Below are 20,857 nucleotides of genomic sequence, written 5' to 3' on the forward strand. Positions count from 1 at the left end.
GCCCTCCATTGCAGTCTTGGGGTCGAAGTGCAATCTATGGAGGATAGGATGTTGAGGGGGTCAGCCATGAGTAATGTTCAAGCCGTTCTGGATCGTGTCGATGCAGATCTGGAGGCCGCTTTGGAGCGGTTGTTCAAGTTACTGCGCATTCAGTCGATCTCCACCGATCCGGCTTACAAGACCCCGTGTCGCGAGGCCGCCGACTGGCTGGTCGCGGATCTGGCCGAATTGGGCTTTGACGCCTCGCGCCGCGATACGCCGGGCCACCCGATGGTCGTCGCTCATGGTGGAGAGGGTGCGGGCAAGCACTTGCTCTTCTACGGGCATTACGACGTGCAACCCGTCGACCCGCTGCATCTTTGGAACCGCGATCCCTTCGATCCGGCGCTAGAGGAGACCGCCAAGGGCAAGGTCATCCGCGGACGGGGCTCTGCCGATGACAAGGGACAGTTGATGACCTTCGTTGAAGCGTGCCGCGCATGGAAGGCGGTTCACGGCACCCTGCCCGGGAAACTCTCCATCCTCTTTGAAGGGGAAGAGGAAAGCGGCTCTCCATCCCTTGTGCCGTTCATGGAGGCAAACGCCGAGGAGCTGAAGGCAGACCTCGCCCTGATTTGCGACACAGGCATGTGGGATCGTGAGACGCCAGCCATCACCACGATGCTGCGCGGCATGATGGGTGAGGAGATCATCATCAAGGCCGCAGATCGCGACCTGCATTCCGGCTTTTACGGCGGTGCGGCTCAGAACCCCATCAAGGTGCTCAGCAAGATCCTCGCCACGCTTCATGATGAAACCGGGCGCGTCACTCTCGACGGCTTTTATGACGGTGTCCACGACATCCCCGCCGAACTGGCGGCACAGTGGGAGGGGCTGGGCTTTGATGCCGCGGAGTTTCTAGGCGACGTCAATCTGGCCGTTCCAGCGGGTGAGGCAAATTACACCGCACTTGAACAAACATGGTCGCGCCCGACCTGCGAGATTAACGGCATCACCGGCGGTTATTCCGGCGAAGGCTTCAAGACGGTCCTGCCCGCTGAGGCCCGCGCGAAGATTTCCTGCCGACTGGTCTGGGATCAGGATCCCCACGCCATCCGCGCCGCCCTGCGCAAGCGGGTTGAGGACATGCTGCCCCCCGATTGCACGGCAGAATTCATCTCATACGGCACCGACACCGCAACAGTGATGAGCACGGACGATCCGGCTTTCGAGACCGCGCGCCAGGCCCTCTCCGAAGAATGGCCGAAAGAGGCTGTCTTTATCGGATGCGGTGGCTCAATCCCGATTGCCGGCCATTTCAAGGAGGTGCTGGGGATGGACAGTATGCTGATCGGCTTTGGTCAGGCGGACGATGCGCTCCACTCCCCCAACGAGAAATACGATCTCGCCAGCTTCCATCACGGCATCCGCAGCTGGGTCAGGGTTCTGGCCGCGCTGGCCTAAGGTCCTCCGATGGCAGAGCAAATCCGCGGCGGCATCGTCATCAGCGAAATTCTCGCTGACCCCAACGGGATCAACAACTTTGATACCGATGGTGACGGAACCGCCCGAGGCGGCGACGAATTTATCGAGCTGCGCAACGACAGCGATGGTGCGATTGATATCGGCGGTCTGGAGTTCTGGGATCGCGGGCGCGGCGGCTGGTACACGGTGCCTGATGGCACAATCTTACAACCAGATGCGACGTTCACGGTTGTGCGGGATGTCGCCGCTGGTGGAAGTCTGCCGAGTGGTGGGCCAAATGATGTCGTGGCCGAGTCCGGGTTTGGGCAAAACGTCATCAACAACAATGGCGACAATGTCGTCATTTATGACCCAGATGCAGACGAGTACATTCAGGCGCTCTTCAACGGAGATGCAGAGGACGACCCGGTCGGTGGGCCGGGATATGCTGGATTCTCGGCCACGGCGACGCAAATCGGCGTCACCGATGATTTCGGCAGTGATGTCGATGGCCAGTCAATGCAATTGGGCCCCGGCGGGAATGAGTATTTCACCGGCACGCCCACCCCAGCAGCGGAGAACATCTGCTTTTGCTCAGGCGCGCGGATCCTGACACCGACTGGCCCGCGCCTGATCGAAACGCTGGGTGTTGGCGATCTGGTGATTACCCGCGATCGTGGCATGTGTGCGATCAGGTGGGTCGGGCGGCGCGACATAACCTGGCGCGACCAGCTGGCACAACCATCACTGCGGCCGATCCTGATCCGCGCGGGCGCCCTTGGCCCGGACGCCCCACAATTCGATCTGCGCCTTTCCCCACAGCACCGCGTCGTGTGCCGCTTGCCGGGCGGCGCGTCGCTGCACTCACACGGATTGATCGCCGTCGTCTCGCTGCTCGGACGACCGGGTGTCGAGATTGATGAGAGCGGCGCCTCATTCAGCTATCACCATATCGCGCTGGACCGCCATGAAGTGATCTTTGCCGAAGGGCTGCCGACAGAAACGCTCCTGTTTGGCAAGCAGGCACGCGAAACACTTGGCGCCGATCAAATGGCTGAGCTTGAACGCATATTTCCCGATCTGGATATCACGGGTGAGCAACCGGCAGATGAGCTTGTCCCGACCGCCTATGGCCCAATCGTGCACTGATTGAGCCTAGGTGCGCGCCGCCTCGAACGCGGCCCACGCAGTCTCAAATTCCTCGAAACTCATCTCACCCTTGGCTGCATCAAGGACGATGCGTTCCGTCTCCAGCAGCTTGTGGATCGCAGCTTCCAGAACGGGAACTACCTCTTCGGGGATCGCGACGGCCCCGTGGCGATCGGCGTGTACCAACGCGCCGGGCTGAACGGTCAGACCGAAGATCTCCACCGGGGTATCCACCGCCGTCACATGCACGAAAGCATGGCTAGGCCCAACCGATCCGGCAACTACGGGATACCCTTCAGGCAGGTCTCCAAGGTCACGCATCACGCCGTTTGTCAGTGTACCGGACAGGCCGAAAGCCTTGTGAATATTGGTGTTTATCTCACCCCAGAACGCACCAACCGCATTTTCAGCGCCATCCTCGTCCTCAATGACGCACAGTGCCGGACGCGGCCCCTCGCTCATATAGCGATAATAGCCCATGCGCATTTCACGCACCTTTTCCGGCGGGTTTGTGGAGGGGGACAGCGCAGCAATCTTTGCCGTGCGCGCATAGCCGACCATCGCCTCACCCGGAGCGCTGCACTGCATCGTGCCCCGCGTGTAATCATTAAAGCCGCGCTTACCCTGCGCGACCTCGATCGCATTGCAAACGGTCGGCGTATCAACACGGCGCAACAGCGCCAGAAGACTTTCATCCATCACATTTCTCCAACCAGCGGGCGAGCGCGGCATTTGTAGCATCTGGTTGCTCCAGAACCGGTAAATGCCCTGCCCCATCAATGATTTCCAAGGTGCTGCCGCGCAGCAATGACGCCATCAATTCATGCCGGTCCAGCGGACACAGGCTGTCCTCCCGGCCCATCAGAACCAGTGACGGGCACTCCAGACCACGCAACGTCTCCTGCCGGTCCGGCCGGTCGCGCAGGGCGATGCTCTGACTTTCGAACACATCGGGGCCGAGCTTCAGTGCCATCTCCATGCACAGATCCAGAATCGACTGCTTGCCCGGTCCATCGGCGAGGTAGCGTGGCTTCATCTCATCGCGCATCACCGACGCCAATTTTCCTGCCCGCGCGCCCTCAATTTGCGGTGCGCGCGCCGCTTTTACGGTGTCAATCTCGGCGCGAGGATTGGTGTCCAGCAAGGCGAGCCCGGCCAAACATTCCGGTGCCTGCGCGGCAATCTCCATCGCGACGATCCCGCCCATCGACAACCCTAGCAAGGCAAAGCGTGGAGGGGCATGGATCAAGATTTCCTCAGCAATTTCAAAGGTCGAGCGCGCCCTCATCGGCGCGCATTGCACAGCACGCTCCGCAGAAAATGCAGCGATCTGCGGCCCGAACAACCGCGCGTCGCACATCATACCGGGCAGAAGGAGAAGCGGTGTCGCCACGAGCCTACCGCGCGCGGGCCAAAGCAGCCCCTTTGGCGAGGCTTTCAAGCTTTGCGAAGGCAATCTCGGGATCGACCGCACCGAAGCCCGCGAAGGTTCCAAAACCGCAATCAGACCCGGCGATCACACGATCGGCGCCGACGATATCCCCAAACCTTTCAAGGCGCTGGGCCACAACTTCAGGATGCTCCACAAAGTTGGTGGTCGTATCAACGACACCGGGAACAAGAATGCGATCTTCAGGGATTTCCGCCTTACGGTCGCGGAAGACTGTCCATTCATGGGCGTGGCGCGGGTTTGATGTCTCGAACAGGAGTTTGGACGCCTTCACTTTCATCAACACCGGGAAGACCGTGTTCATGTCGATATCGCAGACATGCGGTCCCTCATAATTACCCCAACAAATGTGGATACGCACTTGTTCTTGCGGAACATTTTCGAGTGCGTGGTTCAGAGCCTCCACATGACTTTCCGCCACCTTCAGGAACTCTGCATCCGAAAGATCGGTGAAGAGCATGTGGCGGGACAATGCCAGGTCGGGGCAGTCGAGTTGCAGATCGAGGCCGGACGCCACGATCTCCTCATATTCCGCCTTCATCGCGTCGGCCAAGGCGGCGAGATATGCATCGCGGGTCTTGTAGAAATCATTCTGCAAAAACAGGGAGATAACACCTGGCGAGGCGGCGTTCATGAAGCCCTGCTGCGCCCCATGTTTTGCCATCGCATCCTTGAGGTGGCGGATGTCCTTTTGCAGTTCGCCCTGCCCTTTGGATTTCACCTCGCCGGTGCACATTGGGCGAGCGTATTGCGGGGTGCCGCCGCTATCGGCTATCCGCTTGAGAAAGCTGGGAAATTGCTTCAGATCGGCCGGGGCATTGCGGGGGCTGTCGCCCGAAAAGCCGGTATAGCGATCCTTGACATAGGTCGCGTAGGAGATCTTGGAAGTCTCACCATCCGAGACCATATCGACGCCCGCCATGACCTGCTTTTTGACAGTCTTATCAACAGCATCGGCCATTACGGCATCGAATTTCGCCTGTTCATAGGGCTCGTTGTTTTCGCGGGCGAAGATCATATCCACGACATCCTGGGAGCGTGGCAGTGAGCCGACATGCGTGGTTGCGTAACGGGTCATGATGGATCCTCCAGCACCGGTTGATCTCCGGCGTTAACCAAATTTTGTGTGTGCACAAAGCGTACACAGGGCGTGCACAGACCGTACACCGGTTTCGCTGTCACCCAATTCTCTCGGCAGACCTTAACGCCGCCTTGCATCCGTATGCAAGGCGCATTGAACCGGCGCTGATTGTCCAGACACCCTTGAAGCGTCCAACGATTAGGCGCATGTGACGCGCGAGGTACAGGAGGGTCCTATGCAGGCGCGGATCAGAGCTATTGTCGAGCATCCCTATTTCGAGCGGATCATCATCGGACTGATCGTATTCAACGCGATCATCCTGGGCATGGAGACATCTGAGCGGATCATGTCCGTCGCCGGGCCTGTATTGGTTTCGCTCGACAAGATCATTCTGGGGATCTTCGTGGTGGAGCTGGTTGCGCGCTTTGTCGCCTCTCCGCGCGGTTTTGTGCGCGACCCCTGGCGGTGGTTTGACACCGTCATCGTGGCTATCGCGTTGATGCCCGCAAGTGGTGCGTTGAGTGTCCTGCGCGCCTTTCGCATTTTGCGGGTTTTGCGCCTTGTCTCGACCGTCCCGGCAATGCGCCGGGTTGTACAGGGCCTGATCGAAGCTTTGCCGGGCATGGGGTCAATCGTCCTACTGCTCGGCCTGATCTTCTATGTCTTTGCTGTGATATGCACCAAGGCGTTTGGGGGTGCGTTTCCGGAATGGTTCGGCACGCTAGCGGCGTCGGGCTATACTCTGTTCCAGATCATGACGCTGGAAAGCTGGTCGATGGGGATCGTGCGCCCGGTCATGGATGAGTTTCCGTGGGCCTGGGCGTTGTTCCTGCCGTTTATTCTGGCGACGGCCTTCACCGTGTTGAACCTCTTTATCGGTGTGATCGTCGACGCAATGCAGTCGGAGCACGCGGCAGAGGCGGCGGCGGAGCGGGAAAGCCTGACATCGGACAACGAAAAGATCCTGGCCGAACTGGCGGCCATCCGCGAAGAGCTTAATCGCCAGCGCCGCTCATAACGAAAAAGGGCGAACCTGATGTCCGCCCTTTTGATACTCAATAAAGCCCGCCAGATCCCAGATCATCCAGATCTGCAGGTGGTGCCGGAATCGGCGCCACGGTGACGGCCCCTCCCCCGGCATTCGCACCGGGCACTGCGACGGTCCCTGTCGTGGTTGGGGGGATATAGATGTCGTTTGCAACCGTTGCCGGCAGATCATTAAGGTCGAAGGTGCGTCCACTGCCTGAAGAGCTGACGCCTCGCTGGATAGCAGCGGCGCCGACAGCTGGCGCTTCGCCCAACGGAAACACCTCGTAAACCCAATCGCCCGATGTGGTGTCATCAGGCAGACGGGCGCCCGAGGTACGATCCATTTTGATCACGTCAACGCCCTCGGGCGGTTGGAAACGCCCCGGATCGGCGGGGTTGATTTCGAGGTAATCTTCCATGAACGCGCGGAAGACCGGACCACACATGCTGCCGCCAGTACCGCCCCGGCCCATGCCGCGTGGCGTGTCGAATCCGATATAGCACCCGGCGACGATGTCTGGCGTGAAGCCGATGAACCATGCATCGCGGCTTTCGTTGGTTGTGCCTGTTTTTCCGGCGAGCGGAACCGGCAGATCCGCGAGGCTGCGCGCGGTGCCGCGATCCACGACGCCCTCGAGCATCGAGATCAGGCGGAAGGCTGTGATCCGACTCATCGTGCGTTCGGCTGTCGAGTAGATGTGCGGTTCGGGTTGCTGGGAATAGGTGCTGTCGTCGCAGCCCTCACAGCCGCGCTGGTCATGGCGGTAAATCGTATTGCCGAACCGGTCCTGCACGCGGTCAACCAAGGTCGGCTCAACCCGCTGGCCACCATTGGCGAACATCGCATAGGCCGAAATCATGCGGAAAAGCGTGGTTTCCCCGGCGCCGAGGCTCATGGGCAGGAACTCACCCATATCCTCGTAAATGCCGAAATCTTCGGCGTAGTCTGCAATGACGTCCATGCCGATATCGTCGGCGATCCGCACGGTCATCAGGTTCAGCGACCGCTCAAGCCCCACGCGCATCAGGGTCGGACCGTTAAAGCTGTCTGCACCAGAGTAGTTCTTGGGCCGCCATGTCGGCTGACCGGGCTGTTCCAGAACGAAGGGCGCGTCGAGAATGATGGAATTCGGGGTCATGCCCGCGTCGAGCGCTGCGGCAAAAACAAAGGGTTTGAAGGCCGAACCGGGCTGGCGCGTTGCCTGTGTCGCGCGGTTAAAGCTGGAGGCGTCATAGGAAAAGCCCCCCTGCATGGCCAGAACCCGGCCCGTGCGATGGTCCATCACCATGAACGCGCCGTTGAGTTCGGGAACCTGACGCAAGTTCCAGTTGGTAAAGGTTCCTTCTTCGTTGCGGCCTTCAGCCACAAGGATCACGTCACCGACGTCGAGAATATCATCGGGGCTGTCCGGGGCAGATCCAAGGCTGGTGCCTTCGAGCCGGGGGCGGGCCCATTGGAAATCGCGCACATAAAGGCGGTGCTGGCCATCGGCAGGATCTGCAATGCCTTCAATGCCGATCACGGCCGCATCGGATTCCAGCTCCAGCACCACGGCCATATGGAATTCCGGCACGTCACGCACACCACGTGTGGCGCGCAGGGCGCTGCGCCAATCGGCGCCCTCTTCGGCCAGATCCTCGGCAATGTTATCAAGTGGGCCGCGGTAACCGAGCCGGTCGCGGTCATATTCAACGAGTTGCGCACGCAGGGCAGCCGCGGCGGCCTCCTGAATGTCCGGCTCCACCGTTGCGCGGATGGTCAGGCCGCCGGTCAGCAGTTCATCCGTGCCGAAGCGATCGGACATCTGGCGGCGAATTTCCTCGGAAAAGTAGTCCCGCCCGGGTCGGGTGGATGACAGCGGTGCGTAATCCCCGCCTTGTACGGACAGTAAGGGAGCCGCCTGCGCCGTCTCTACCTCTTCCGGGGTGAGGTATCCCTGCTCTCCCATCAGGCGGAGCGTATTGTTGCGCCAGAACATTGCGGTTTCCGCATCATCAACCGGGTGGCGGTTGGAGGGCGCCTTGGGCAGTGACGCCAGATAGGCCGCTTCCTGCGGGGTCAGTTCCTCAAGCGATTTGCCGAAATAATTGGCCGCAGCGGCGACGATGCCAAAGCTGTTTTCGCCCAGAAAGATCTCGTTGAGATAGAGTTCGAGAATCTGTTCCTTGGTCAGCAGGCTTTCGATGCGGACGGCGAGGATGACCTCCTGGATCTTGCGCTCCACCTCGCGCCGACCGTCGAGCAGGAAGTTCTTTACGACCTGCTGCGTAATGGTCGATGCACCGCGCAGACGGCCACCGCGTGCGGCGTCCAGTCCAGCGGAGACGATGCCTACCGCGTCAAAGCCAGGATGTTCGAAAAACGAGCCATCTTCGGCGGAGACAAAGGCCTGCCAAACAACGGGTGGAATCTCATCGAACGGGACGAAGACGCGGCGCTCACGAACATATTCGTCCAGAAGACGCCCTTCGCCTGAATAGACGCGGCTGAGCGTGTTGGGCCGGTAGTCCGCCAGCTCCTCGGTATCTGGCAGATCCTTGGAGTAGCTCCAGACCACACCGCCGACGACGAGAACGCCCATCAACGACGCCAGAACAAGTGCGCTGAAAATCCAGCCGAAGAAGCGTCCGATATATCGCATGCATTACACCTTTACGTTCCGCAGGCACGTCTGCGAGCGGTCAACGTGCCACATAGCATTGCGGTTCCGCTTTGTCAGCGGAGGCGCGACTATTGTGACGCAGCGCCCGCGGCGAGGATCCGGTCCTGCTCGCTCCACTGATCGAGCGCGCCGATTATGCCAGCGATAGCCTCCGCCCGCCATGCAGGAGAGATCATATTGGCGCGATCTTGCCGGTCGGACAGAAAGCCAAGCTCTACCAGAACGGATGGGATATCGGGGGCCTTCAGGACGCGAAACCCCGCGGAGCGGTGGGGGTTCGAGCGGATCACCCCGACCGAATGGCGCAGGCCGGTGACCAGTTCCTCAGCAAAGCGTGCGGAGCGGGCATTGGTCTCCCGCTGGGTCATATCATTGAGCAGGAGTGCCAGATCATCATCACCTGCATCCAGCACCTCACCCCCGACACTGTCGGCGCGATTCTCAAGGGCTGCGAGTGCCGCCGCCTCTGCCGAGCTTGCTTCGGCTGAAAGCGTGTAGACGGCTGCACCAGAGGCGTTCCCGCGGGTGACGGTATTTGCGTGGAGCGAGATGAAGGCCGCAGCCTCTGTAGCACGTGCGATGCGCACACGTTCCCGTAGGGACAGGAAGAGGTCCGTCTCACGTGTCATGACAACAGTGTAGGCGTCGCCTGCCTCAAGTGCTGTGCGCAATTCCAGCGCGAAGGCCAGCGCGATGTCTTTCTCAGAGATGCCATCGCGCACGGCGCCCGGATCAATTCCCCCATGTCCGGGGTCTAGCACGATGATCGGGCGGTCGGGATCTTCGGGCAGATCGGGGCGGACGGGGGTGACACGGGCATTGCCGACGGAAAAAATCAGGGTGAGCAGCGCGCCGTTGCGGGTCTGCTCCATCCCGGCAGATTCGAGCGTGACCTGTCGTTGAAAACCCAATGTGATCCGCGCGGTGTTCAGGTCGGCACGCCCCATGCGAACCGAGCCAAGCACCCCATCCGTTTCAATGACCGGATCTGCCGCAATCGACCCGTCGACCAGATCGACGTGAAGCTGGCCATGGGTATCCTGAACGCCGATCCGATAGGCCTGCGCCTGGACCAACGCGATGGTCACGACCGTCTCGCGTGAAAACCAGCCTGATGTCGAGGCTGAGACGGACAGAACCTCAGCCCGTGCGGAAAAGGCAGCCAAAAACAAGGTGAGGATCGGGACGGCAAGGTGAAAAGCACGCATCACAATTTCTTTCGACCGCCGCGCGGCATGATTTCGGCCATAAACGCCTGAACAAATGCAAGTTGTCCCCATTCGCTTGGAAAAACAAATTGTAATCCCTGCGTCAATTCGCATATCAAGAAAAGACGTAGCAGCGTGACGATCCGCTGCCCCGTGAAAGAATTTGTCACGCCTCAAGCGCGTGCTGACCGGTCAGACCGGCGTTGCACACAGATGGACGTGACATGGCGCTTTGGTGCCAACCCGCAGAACCGCCGAAGCAATTCGGCCCATAACGCGGTCATGATAAAGCCCCCTGACACCGGGCGTCGTGACCCAGGATGACAACCGCGATGAAACGCGCCGAAGCAACAGGCAGGATCGACGGAAGCGGACTTACCGCCCGTGCGACCCGCTGTCCGGCGCCCATCGCCTTCACTGAAAGCGCGCAACGAACCTCATCCGGGCCTCCCGGGCGAGAACGGGTGCGTGTCGCAAGGTCAAAATGTCCAAGAAAATGCTTATCGATGCCACCCACTCGGAAGAGACAAGGGTCGTCGTGGTCGACGGAAAGAAAGTCGACGAATTTGATTTTGAGAGCCTGAACAAGAGGCAACTTTCCGGAAATATCTATCTTGCCAAGGTGACGCGGGTTGAGCCGTCGCTTCAAGCTGCTTTTGTGGACTATGGCGGGAATCGTCACGGCTTCCTCGCCTTTTCGGAAATTCACCCCGACTATTATCAGATCCCGGTCGCTGATCGTGAGGCCTTGATGGCTGAACAGGCGGCGGAGGAAGAAGCACGTCGTCAGGAAGAGGAAGAGCGGGAAGCCGCACGGGCCAAGCAGGCGGAAAGCGGTGGGCGCCGCAGCCGTTCCCGCTCTCGCTCAAAAGCTGCTACTGCGACGGCCGAAGACGCGGTCGTGACAGAAGAGGTTCCCACAGACACCGCTGGGGCGACAGTCGACGGCGGTGACGTCAGTACTGAAGAAACAGTGACTGATGCGGATGCTGTCGCGGCGGTAGAGGCCGACGAAAAGCCCGTGGATGCCGTCGTTACCGAAGACGCCCCTGCGGAAGCGCTTGATGAAGCCCTGCCCGAAGCGGCAGAGCGCGCAGGTATGGAGCCGTCTGAACATCAGGGCGACGGGCCGGATGTGGAAGGTGCCGAAAGCGGCCTTGGCCAGCCTGCCGATATTGTCGAGACGCCGGAAAGTGGCGATGCGCCCGCAGATGTCGCCGCTGAGACGAGCGCCGACGTTGAGGGCGATCAGGACGAAGATGACGACGACAGCGATGACGAGGTGGAAGAGGTCCGCCGGGAAACGCGCCGCCGTCCGCGCGCACGTCGCTATAAGATCCAGGAAGTGATCAAGGTTCGCCAGATCATGCTGATCCAGGTCGTCAAGGAAGAGCGCGGCAACAAGGGTGCGGCCCTGACCACCTATCTGAGCCTTGCGGGCCGCTATTGCGTCTTGATGCCCAATACCGCCCGCGGTGGCGGGATTTCGCGCAAGATCACCAATGCGCCGGACCGTAAGAAGCTGAAAGAAATCGCGAATGAGATCGAGGTTCCGCAGGGTGCGGGCCTTATCATTCGGACCGCAGGGGCCAAGCGCACGCGGACCGAGATCAAGCGCGACTACGAATATCTGATCCGTCAGTGGGAGCAGATTCGCGACCTGACGATGAAATCCGTAGCGCCCAAGCTGATCTATGAGGAAGGGAGCCTGATCAAACGCTCGATTCGCGATCTTTACGGGCGCGAAATCGACGAGGTGTTCGTGGAAGGGGCCGACGGCTACCGCGAGGCCAAGGACTACATGCGCATGCTGATGCCGAGCCACGCCAAGAACGTGAAGCTCTATCAGGATCAGGTCAGCCTGTTCGGCCGCCATCAGGTCGAAAGCTATCTCGCCCAGATGTTCAATCCGACGGTGCAGCTGAAATCCGGCGGCTATCTGGTGATCGGCGTGACCGAGGCATTGGTTGCGGTTGACGTGAACTCTGGCCGGTCGACCAAGGAAGGCTCGATCGAGGAGACGGCGCTCAAGACCAATCTGGAGGCAGCGGAAGAGGTTGCGCGCCAGCTGCGGCTGCGCGATCTGGCCGGTCTGATCGTGATCGACTTCATCGACATGGATGAGCGGCGCAACAATTCCGCTGTTGAAAAGCGGATGAAAGAGGCGCTGAAAAACGACCGGGCGCGCATTCAGGTTGGACGGATTTCGTCGTTCGGCTTGATGGAGATGAGCCGTCAACGGCTGCGCCCCGGCATGCTGGAAGCATCCACCCAGCCCTGCCCTGCCTGTCACGGCACCGGGCTTGTGCGCTCGAATGACAGCCTCGGCCTGTCGATCATTCGCGAGCTTGAAGAAGAAGGCGTGCGCCAGCGCTGCAAAGAGATTGTGCTGACCTGCCCGGTCGATGTCGCGAACTATCTGCTGAACGCCAAGCGTGAGCATATCGCGATGATCGAGACACGCTATGGTATCGCGATCCAGATCAACGGCGATGCGCATCTGGTCAGCCCTGACTTCAAGATGGAGCGGTTCAAAACCGCAAGCCGCGTGGTTGTGCAGGATGCAACGGCGGGTGCGATCCAGATCGACAGTCTGGACCTTGCGCGCGAGGCGGAATTGGACGCGGCTGCCGCGGCTGCCGAACCCGAAGACGTGCAGGAAGCAGAGGCACACACCGAGACGGACGACCAGCCGAAGAAGAAAAAGCGCCGCCGGCGTCGGGGTGGACGCAATCGCAACTTCGATCAGGACGAAGCGCAGAAGGATGCGAATGCGTCCGAGGGCGCGGACGGAACCGATGATGCCGCGAAGTCCGATGCAGAGGGTGCAGAGAAAGCTGATGCAGAGGGTGCAGAGAAAGCTGATGAAGAGGGTGCAGAGAAAGCTGATGAAGAGGTGAAGGCGGACGGGGAAGAGACCCCGAAACCCAAAACCCGGCGTCGGTCCCGCAGCCGCAAGAAGCCTGTCGCCGAGGAGACGACCCCGGCTGAGGATAGCCCTGCTGAGGATGCAGCCCCTGCCCCCGTCGAGCCTGTCGCCGAGCCGCAGGCGGATGAAGCGCCGGTCGATGCGGTCGTGAATGAGGAAAACCCCGCACGTGCGGCGGAGGCTCAACCTGACGGCCAGAGCGAGGACCCATCCGGTCCGGCGGATGAGGTTCAGCCTGACGCGACGGTCGAAGATGCGGCGGAGCCGACGACGGAAACGCAAGTTGCGGACGTCCCGCAGGACATCACCGAAGAAGCAAAAGCAGATGCGGCGACGAATGAAGCTGAGGCACAAAGTGAAGCCGACGCAGTTGAGGCGAAGCCTGAAGGACGACGCCCCGCGAGTGAGAAGCAGCCCGATACGCCAAAGCCCGAAGGGCCAAAGCGCAAGGGCTGGTGGGCGCGCACCATTGGCGGCTGATTGATCCGCAATTCAATACAAAACGCCCCGGTTCGGCCGGGGCGTTTTTGTTTGAGCCATTACATCTGTGTCTTGAGAAAGCTGAAGAGTTTCAGGCACTTTCAGCGAAGTATTCGTCCCTTGGCAGGTATTTGACGAGTTCGGCGGCCTCGGCCCAGCCTTGTTGGTGCGCTCCGCGACCGATCATCACAACAGATGCTGCCGGAACGGCATTGGCGCGCAACAAATCGCGCAATGCCGCGCGCTGTTGGGACCAACTGTAATGAGGCTCAGGCTCTGCCCCGGCGTCCTTGATCGTGACCTCTGCAAGAGATCCCAACTCATCTGCGAACTGCCGTGGCACCTCGCCAGATGGGGAAAGGGCGAGCAAATCGGCCCGGCGAAGGGTACCGAGCTTGTCGCGGACCGCATCGGGGATGCTCAATTCGCGCGTCAGTTTCAGATGAAGTCCCTCGGCGGTGAACAGGAAGGCCGTAATGTCGCGCCCGCCGCCCAACAGGATCGAGCGGTATTGAGGGAAGCTGAGACCCAACTCACGCGCGCGGGCCATGCGGACCTTGATCATCTCGAGCGGAAGACGTTCGCCCACCAGTTCTTTCCGGGCGCGCGTCCAGCAGTGTCGCTGCCAGCCTGTGGGCTGCGGCGGGCGGTTATGTCCGATACCATGTGTCATATCGCCAAGATGGATGGGTTCTGAGCGTTTCGCAATCCTTCAGCCTGAAGCTGTCTGGCGGGCACGTGTGAGGAAGACGCGGGCGAGCACCAGAATAATGGCACAGGCGATCAGGCCCAATCCGCGCTCATAGGCCCCGTCAACATCCGTTGGTAGAACCAGAAAAATCGGGGCTGCAATCAGCCATATCGTACCGAGCGCGTAGAGCGTAGGCTTGGCCCATCGGTGAACCCGACCCGCACCCGGTGCCATGCTGTATGGGATCACCGTGAAGGCCAAACCCAGCCCGTAAACGAGATAGGCGTGGATCACGATGCCGTCGCTGTCATTGTCGCCATATTCGTTCCGCGCGCCGACAATGATCACTAAAGCCCCCGCCAAGGCGAGGGAGATGAGACCGACGCTCCAACGCCGCCCGCCAAGATGGGCATTCGATGCGGCCATTGCAGCTGCAAACAGCCCTGCCGCGAATCCGTAGAGCGCGACATCCATCACGATTTCACCGGGTCCCGCTGCTAAGTCACTGATAGTATCGGCAATCCAATCGTGATCCGGCACAACACTCTGCCCAGCCACGGTGCCCACAATCAGTGAAAGGCAACCAGCAAGAGCCAGACAGGCTAACAGACGTAGCAGCGTCGGCCTTTCATCGGATTTCAACTGAGGCATATGTGCTCCTCCCACCGGCGAAACGGGCGGGAGCGCGGGATGGTTCCGCTAGCCTAGAGTTGCTGCATAAACCGGGCGATCCGCTCTGCACCTTCCTGAATGGCCTCCGTCGATCCAGCATAGGAGAAGCGGACGGTGTGATGGCCCCGCTCCTTATCAAAGTCGAGGCCCGGTGTCGCCGCCACGCCTGCTTCCCGCAAAAGTCGGTCGGTGAAGGTGCGGGATGTCAGCCCGGTCGCCGCGATATTTGCGTAAATGTAGAAGGCCCCGTCGGGCGGCGCGATATCGGCAAAGCCTGCCTGCGTCAGCGCGTCCAGCAGGATGGTCCGGTTGCGTGCGTAGACGGCACGATTGGCCTCAAGCTCATCAGTGGCATCCATGGCGCCAAGCGCAGCGATCTGACTGGCATGGCTGGGACAGATGAACAGGTTCTGCGCCAGGCGTTCAATTGTGCGCACATGGCTTTCGGGAACCACCATCCAGCCGACACGCCAACCGGTCATCGAAAAGTACTTTGAGAACGAGTTGATGACGATCGCCTCATCCGTCAATTCGAGCGCGGTCACCCCGCGCTGCCCGGCATAGTCAAGACCGTGATAGATCTCGTCAGAGATGAAGGCGACATCGTTGGCGCGGGCGGCCTCCAGCAGATTGGACAGAGCCTCGCGCCCCAGCATCGAGCCGGTCGGATTGGCTGGGCTGGCCACCAGCACACCGTCGAGATCATGTGTTAAATCAGCCGGTTGCGGCTGAAACCTCCCTTCAAGCGTGCCCTCGATCCGCACCGGTTCGAGGTTCAGGGCCCGCAGAATATTGCGATAGCTGGGGTAGCCCGGATCCGCGATCCCCACACGTTGTCCCGCATCGAAGAGCGACAGGAACGAGAGCAGGAACCCTGCTGAGCTGCCGGCCGTCACGACGACCCGCCCGGGATCGAGGTCGACATCGTACCATTCGCCGTAGAGCCGCGCGATCCGGGCACGTAGAGCCGGAAGGCCGAGGGCGACAGTATATCCGAGCGGCCCCTGCTCCATCGCATTGGCAACGGCTTCGCGCGCCGCCGCGGGGGCGGCCGTTCCGGGTTGACCGACCTCCATATGAATGACGGACTGGCCTGCGTCCTCCACCTGACGGGCGGCCTCCATCACGTCCATCACGATAAAGCTATCGACTTCACTTCGACTTGATATCCGCATGAGCCCCGCCCTAGGTTCGAGTGTGTTGCGAGGGTTTTTGAGTAGCGGGCGCGCAGGCGTCAAGCGGGGGATTGTAACAATGCGATTTCTTCTGGCGGCGTTGATGTGCTTTGTGGTGCTGGCGCAGGCGGCGACAGCTCAGGGTTTGATCCGGGATGCGGAAATCGAGCAGGTGCTTGCCGATCTGACCGCCCCGTTAGAGCGTGCGGCGGGCCTTGCGCCGGGCAGCACCAATATTTTCATCGTCAATGATCGGGAGATGAATGCGTTCGTCACGGGCGGGCAGAATATCTTCATCCATTCCGGGCTGATCCAGCGCCTGCCGCGCGCGGATATGCTGCAAGCGGTGATTGCACATGAGCTGGGCCATATCACTGCCGGACATATCACCGCGCGCAGTTTTGAGATTGCACAGGCCGAGCGGAACAGTGCGGCCGGTGCTGTTCTTGGCCTGATTGTCGGCCTTGCAGGAGCGCCCGGTGCTGGTGTCGCGATTGCGAGCGGGGCGCAAGGCACGGCGGAGGGCCTGCTGCGCGCCTATACCCGCGATCAGGAGGCGACGGCGGATCAGCTGGGTGCACGCTATATGGACCTTGCGCGGATTGACCCGGGCGCGATGCTCGACACGCTCGACCTGTTCCGGGGCCAGGACCTGCTGTCGACGGCGCGCCAGGACGAATATGCGCAGTCCCATCCGCTTAGCTCGACCCGGATCGACCTGTTGTCGCGCCGGGCGGACAATGCGTCGAGCCGGGGGGCCACTGTTGATCCGGCGACGGAAGAGGCTTATCGCCGGATGCAGGCCAAGTTCGATGGCTTCTTGCGTGGGCCCAGCGATGCGCTGCGCCGTGTGGAAGGCCGGACCGATATGGCCGCGCGTATCCAGCGGGCCGTTGCGATGCACCGCATCCCGGATCTGGGTGCTGCCCTGCGTGAGATCGACGCCGCCCTTGCCATCGAGCCGCAAAACCCGTGGCTTCATGAGCTGAAAGGTCAATTCCTGTTGGAAGCCGGACAGGCGGAAGCGGCGGTCGGACCTTACCGTCAGGCGGTGACCTTGCGGCCCGACGCACCATTGCTGCGCGCCGGATATGGTCGCGCACTGCTCGCAACAGGTCAAAACAATGCCGAGGCGTTGCGCCAGCTTTCGGCAGCGCGCGAAGGCGCGACCGGAACACCGCTTTCGCTGCGCGCGCTGGCGGAGGCGCATGCGCGCGCTGGCAATACGGCGCAGGCCGCCCTGTACACAGCGGAGCGCTATGCCTTGAACCGCGAAGTTGAGGATGCGCTGCGGTTCGCCCGGCGTGCGGCCGAGGGGTTGCCCAACGGCTCTCCGGATTGGATAAGGGCACAAGATCTGATTGCCGTGCTGGAGCGGCTGTGACGCCGGGGGATGAGAGATGACTGAAACGACGACACGTCCCTTGACGCTCGCCATTGCTGCTGCCGCGATCATTGGAGGCGGGGCCGGATATTTCGGCGGAACCCTCTCCACCCCGGATGCGCCCGTTGCAATGGCACAGCAAGAGGCGCCGCAGGGCGAGGCGCTCTCCCTGCTCGATCTGGACGATGCCTCGCGCGATGCATTGCAAGGGGAAATGCGTCGCTATCTACTGGAAAACCCAGAGATCATTGTAGAGGTGATCGGGCTGCTTGAGGCACAACAGGTTGCGGAAGCGGCAGAGGCCGAGCGTCAGATGGTCGCCGATGCGGCGGACGACCTGTTCAATGACGGGTTTTCGTATGTGGGTGGCAATCCAAACGGGGACATCACGCTCGTCGAATTCCTCGACTATCAGTGCGGGTTCTGCAAGCGCGCCCATGCCGAGGTGCAGACCCTGATCCAACAGGACGGCAACATCCGTTACGTCGTAAAGGAATTGCCCATTCTCGGCCCGATGAGCGTCGAGGCGAGCCGCGCTGCCGTGGCCGTCCTGATCGAGGATGGTGCAGCCGTCTATGAACGCTTCAACGACACGCTGATGACCTTTGGCGGTCAATTGTCGTCGCAGGTGATCGACGGTCTGGCCCAACGCGCCGGGGCGGATGTCACGGCGATGCGGGCAGCGATGGAAAATAACGAAGAGATTGACGAGCGGATTGCAGCGACCCGTGCGCTTGCCGGGGCGTTGGAGATCACAGGTACACCGACTTTCGTGATGGGAGACACCGTGATCCGTGGCTTCCTGCCACTGCCCCAGATGGAAGAGGCGGTTGCTGCCGTCCGCAACACCGCCAATTAAGCGCATTGCCTTGATCCCACGGTTCGGATCGGGCTTTCACGTTGCGTCACTTCGGCTTATATGAGTCTCAAGCAGTAACAATGGCCCCTCTCAAATCGGGGCCGCCCGGCGGGGTGCCGGGTTAGACGCGCGAGGGATCATGGCAGACAAATATGACGCGGATACCGCATTCATCACGGCACTGGCGAAATTGCTCAACGACACGGACCTGACCGAAATCGAGGTTGGTCGGAAGTTCGGTGAGGATGACAAGCTGGAAGTGCGCGTGTCGCGCCAGACGGTCCAGCAAGTTGTCGCAGCCCCTGCCCCGGTCGCAGCCCCTGCTGCGGCCCCCGCACCTGCCAGCGCCGCCGCCCCAGCAGCTGCCTCTGCCCCAGCGGCAGAAGCCCCGACCGATCCGGCACAGCTGCCCGGTGCAGTAACCTCTCCGATGGTGGGGACGGTCTATCTGCAGGCAGAGCCCGGCGCGCCCTCCTTCGTGTCTGTGGGCGATCAGGTGGCCGAGGGTCAGACCTTGCTGATCATCGAGGCGATGAAAACCATGAACCAGATCCCCTCCCCGAAAGCGGGCAAGGTGGCGCGTATTCTGGTTGGGGATGGTGAACCGGTTGAGTTTGGTGCCCCTCTCGTTGTGATCGAGTGAGGCGGGAATGTTCAAGAAAGTCCTGATTGCGAACCGGGGTGAGATTGCGCTGCGCATCCACCGCGCGTGCAAGGAAATGGGGATCAAGACGGTTGCCGTGCACTCCACCGCTGACAGCGATGCGATGCATGTTCGCATGGCGGATGAGAGCGTGTGCATCGGCCCGCCCTCTGGCGCACAAAGCTATCTGTCGATCCCCAACATCATTTCTGCCTGCGAAATCACAGGGGCAGATGCCGTCCATCCCGGCTATGGCTTCCTGAGCGAGAATGCACAATTCTCTCAGATCGTTGCCGATCATGGCATCACCTTCATCGGACCCTCCGCAGACCACATCAATGTCATGGGCGACAAGATTGCCGCCAAGGACACGATGAAGAAACTGGGGGTGCCTTGTGTTCCCGGTTCTGACGGGGGTGTTGAAACGCTGGAAGAGGCACACGCGATTGCCGCCGAGATGGGTTATCCCGTCATTGTCAAAGCGGCCGCCGGTGGCGGTGGACGGGGCATGAAGGTTGCAGAGACTGCCGAGGATATGGATACGGCCTTCCGCTCTGCCAGGACGGAGTCCAAGGCCGCCTTTGGCGATGATGCGGTCTATATCGAGAAATATCTGCAAATCCCCCGCCATATCGAGATTCAGGTCTTTGGCGATGGCAAAGGCAATGCGGTCCATTTGGGTGAGCGGGATTGCTCACTGCAACGTCGGCACCAGAAGGTGTTTGAGGAGGCCCCCTCCCCGATCATCACGGCTGAGCAGCGCGCAGAAATCGGAAAGACCTGCGCGGAGGCCGTCGCGGCGATCAACTATATTGGCGCGGGCACCATCGAATTCCTCTATGAGAATGGTGAGTTCTATTTCATCGAAATGAACACGCGCCTACAGGTCGAGCATCCTGTGACCGAGGCGATCTACGGTGTTGATCTGGTTCAGGAGCAGATCCGTGTCGCCGCAGGGGAGCCGATGAGCTTTACCCAGGACGATCTTGTCCCGCGCGGCCATGCGATCGAATGCCGGATCAATGCAGAGAAACTGCCGGAATTCCGCCCCTCGCCGGGTGATATCACGGCCTTTCACGCACCTGGTGGTCTGGGCGTGCGGATGGACAGTGCGATCTATGCCGGCTATCGCATCCCGCCCTATTACGACAGCCTGATCGGAAAGTTGATCGTCTATGGCAAGGATCGGCCAGAGGCGCTGGCCCGGCTGGATCGTGCGTTGAGCGAGTTTGTTGTGGAAGGTGTCGACACGTCGCTGCCCCTCTTCCCCATGCTGCTGGCTGAGCCTGATGTGCAGACGGGTGACTACAATATCCACTGGCTTGAAAAGTGGCTGGATCGGACTTTTGACACCTGATGCGCGATGATGCGCCAGCGGTAACGGCGGAGCTGCTGCTCAACGCCTATGCCGCTGGCGTCTTTCCCATGGCGGAGACGCGGGATGGGGAAACGCGCTGGGTTGATCCGACGCGCCGGGGGATCATTCCGCTCGACGGCTTGCATATTTCCCGCTCTCTGAAGAAACGCGCGCGACGCCAGGATTTCGAGATACGCGTGGACACGGCCTTTGCCGATGTCGTCTCTGCCTGTGCAGATCGCGACGAGACCTGGATCAACGACGAGATCTTTCGGCTTTATGGAGAGCTGCACCAGTTGCGCTTTGCCCACTCGGTTGAGGTGTGGGCCAGCGGTGCGTTGGTTGGTGGCCTCTACGGCGTGCGTCTGGGCGGGGCCTTCTTTGGCGAAAGCATGTTCAGTCGTATGACTGATGCATCAAAGCTGGCACTGGTCTGGCTGGTGGCGCGGTTGCGCGCGGGCGGGTTCGTTCTGCTCGACACACAGTTTCTGACCGATCATCTGGAAAGCATGGGCGGGATGGAGATCAGCCGTGCGGCCTATCGGTCACGATTGGCCCGCGCGCTTTCGGTGCAGGCCGAGTGGAGCGCCCTGCCCCTGGACACAGAAGTTGATCGGATCATTGCCCTCGCCAAAGCCGCGTAA

17 protein-coding genes are annotated in these 20,857 nt (G+C 60.9%); 9 read left to right on the forward strand and 8 right to left on the reverse strand.

What is annotated here, in order from left to right; translation table 11 throughout:
- Positions 1-66 precede the first annotated feature (66 nt).
- Both POI8812_RS08620 and POI8812_RS08625 read left to right on the forward strand, forming a co-directional pair.
- On the forward strand, positions 67-1,443 hold the full coding sequence (locus POI8812_RS08620) for a M20/M25/M40 family metallo-hydrolase (RefSeq protein WP_108782144.1): 1,377 nt from the start codon (positions 67-69) through the stop codon (positions 1,441-1,443).
- Between the two features lie 9 nt (positions 1,444-1,452).
- A complete protein-coding gene (locus tag POI8812_RS08625; RefSeq protein WP_108782145.1) occupies positions 1,453-2,592 on the forward strand; it encodes a Hint domain-containing protein in 1,140 nt (379 codons plus the stop codon).
- A 6-nt stretch (positions 2,593-2,598) separates the two neighbouring features.
- Here POI8812_RS08625 and POI8812_RS08630 read toward each other — a convergent pair whose 3' ends face one another.
- The 3 genes from POI8812_RS08630 to POI8812_RS08640 are packed head-to-tail and all read right to left on the reverse strand — an operon-like array spanning position 2,599 to position 5,120.
- Positions 2,599-3,291: an RraA family protein gene (locus tag POI8812_RS08630; RefSeq protein WP_108782146.1), complete on the reverse strand. Its 693-nt coding sequence runs from the start codon at positions 3,289-3,291 to the stop codon at positions 2,599-2,601.
- The gene (locus POI8812_RS08635) at positions 3,284-3,985 is read right to left on the reverse strand and encodes an alpha/beta fold hydrolase (protein WP_245895320.1); all 702 of its coding nucleotides are present in this window, start codon (positions 3,983-3,985) and stop codon (positions 3,284-3,286) included. The genes POI8812_RS08630 and POI8812_RS08635 overlap by 8 nt, the downstream gene beginning before the upstream one ends.
- Positions 3,986-3,989: 4 nt before the next feature.
- Positions 3,990-5,120, reverse strand: a complete 1,131-nt coding sequence (locus POI8812_RS08640) for a cobalamin-independent methionine synthase II family protein (RefSeq protein ID WP_108782147.1) — start codon at positions 5,118-5,120, stop codon at positions 3,990-3,992.
- 238 nt (positions 5,121-5,358) lie between these two features.
- Here POI8812_RS08640 and POI8812_RS08645 point away from each other — a divergent pair, with 238 nt between their 5' ends.
- Positions 5,359-6,141 (forward strand): ion transporter, encoded by a 783-nt coding sequence (locus POI8812_RS08645; RefSeq protein WP_108782148.1) that lies wholly within the window; start codon positions 5,359-5,361, stop codon positions 6,139-6,141.
- 37 nt (positions 6,142-6,178) lie between these two features.
- On the opposite strand, the gene POI8812_RS08650 is transcribed toward POI8812_RS08645, so the two are convergent.
- Positions 6,179-8,794, reverse strand: a complete 2,616-nt coding sequence (locus tag POI8812_RS08650) for a penicillin-binding protein 1A (RefSeq protein ID WP_108782149.1) — start codon at positions 8,792-8,794, stop codon at positions 6,179-6,181.
- An 89-nt stretch (positions 8,795-8,883) separates the two neighbouring features.
- Positions 8,884-10,023 carry an N-acetylmuramoyl-L-alanine amidase family protein gene (locus POI8812_RS08655; protein ID WP_162845011.1) on the reverse strand — a complete coding sequence of 380 codons (1,140 nt, stop codon included), beginning with the start codon at positions 10,021-10,023 and terminating at the stop codon, positions 8,884-8,886.
- 484 nt (positions 10,024-10,507) lie between these two features.
- Here POI8812_RS08655 and POI8812_RS08660 point away from each other — a divergent pair, with 484 nt between their 5' ends.
- Positions 10,508-13,432 (forward strand): Rne/Rng family ribonuclease, encoded by a 2,925-nt coding sequence (locus POI8812_RS08660; protein ID WP_108782151.1) that lies wholly within the window; start codon positions 10,508-10,510, stop codon positions 13,430-13,432.
- Between the two features lie 91 nt (positions 13,433-13,523).
- On the opposite strand, the gene POI8812_RS08665 is transcribed toward POI8812_RS08660, so the two are convergent.
- The 3 genes from POI8812_RS08665 to POI8812_RS08675 form a co-directional block, all read right to left on the reverse strand.
- Positions 13,524-14,021, reverse strand: a complete 498-nt coding sequence (locus POI8812_RS08665) for a hypothetical protein (protein WP_116203191.1) — start codon at positions 14,019-14,021, stop codon at positions 13,524-13,526.
- Between the two features lie 123 nt (positions 14,022-14,144).
- Complete coding sequence (locus POI8812_RS08670) at positions 14,145-14,774, reverse strand: DUF998 domain-containing protein (RefSeq protein WP_108782153.1); 630 nt, start codon at positions 14,772-14,774, stop codon at positions 14,145-14,147.
- Positions 14,775-14,827: 53 nt separating this feature from the next.
- On the reverse strand, positions 14,828-15,970 hold the full coding sequence (locus tag POI8812_RS08675) for a pyridoxal phosphate-dependent aminotransferase (protein ID WP_108782154.1): 1,143 nt from the start codon (positions 15,968-15,970) through the stop codon (positions 14,828-14,830).
- Between the two features lie 79 nt (positions 15,971-16,049).
- Here POI8812_RS08675 and POI8812_RS08680 point away from each other — a divergent pair, with 79 nt between their 5' ends.
- From POI8812_RS08680 to aat, 5 genes are all read left to right on the forward strand, one after another.
- The gene (locus POI8812_RS08680) at positions 16,050-17,354 is read left to right on the forward strand and encodes a M48 family metalloprotease (RefSeq protein ID WP_162845010.1); all 1,305 of its coding nucleotides are present in this window, start codon (positions 16,050-16,052) and stop codon (positions 17,352-17,354) included.
- A gap of 16 nt (positions 17,355-17,370) precedes the next feature.
- Complete coding sequence (locus POI8812_RS08685) at positions 17,371-18,213, forward strand: DsbA family protein (protein WP_245895322.1); 843 nt, start codon at positions 17,371-17,373, stop codon at positions 18,211-18,213.
- A gap of 139 nt (positions 18,214-18,352) precedes the next feature.
- Positions 18,353-18,856 carry an acetyl-CoA carboxylase biotin carboxyl carrier protein gene (gene accB / locus POI8812_RS08690; RefSeq protein WP_108782156.1) on the forward strand — a complete coding sequence of 168 codons (504 nt, stop codon included), beginning with the start codon at positions 18,353-18,355 and terminating at the stop codon, positions 18,854-18,856.
- A gap of 7 nt (positions 18,857-18,863) precedes the next feature.
- Positions 18,864-20,213, forward strand: a complete 1,350-nt coding sequence (gene accC / locus POI8812_RS08695; RefSeq protein WP_108782157.1) for an acetyl-CoA carboxylase biotin carboxylase subunit — start codon at positions 18,864-18,866, stop codon at positions 20,211-20,213.
- Complete coding sequence (gene aat / locus POI8812_RS08700) at positions 20,213-20,857, forward strand: leucyl/phenylalanyl-tRNA--protein transferase (RefSeq protein WP_108782158.1); 645 nt, start codon at positions 20,213-20,215, stop codon at positions 20,855-20,857. The genes accC and aat overlap by 1 nt, the downstream gene beginning before the upstream one ends.

It is taken from the genome of Pontivivens insulae, from assembly GCF_900302495.1.
GTDB classification, from domain to species: Bacteria; Pseudomonadota; Alphaproteobacteria; order Rhodobacterales; family Rhodobacteraceae; genus Pontivivens; species Pontivivens insulae.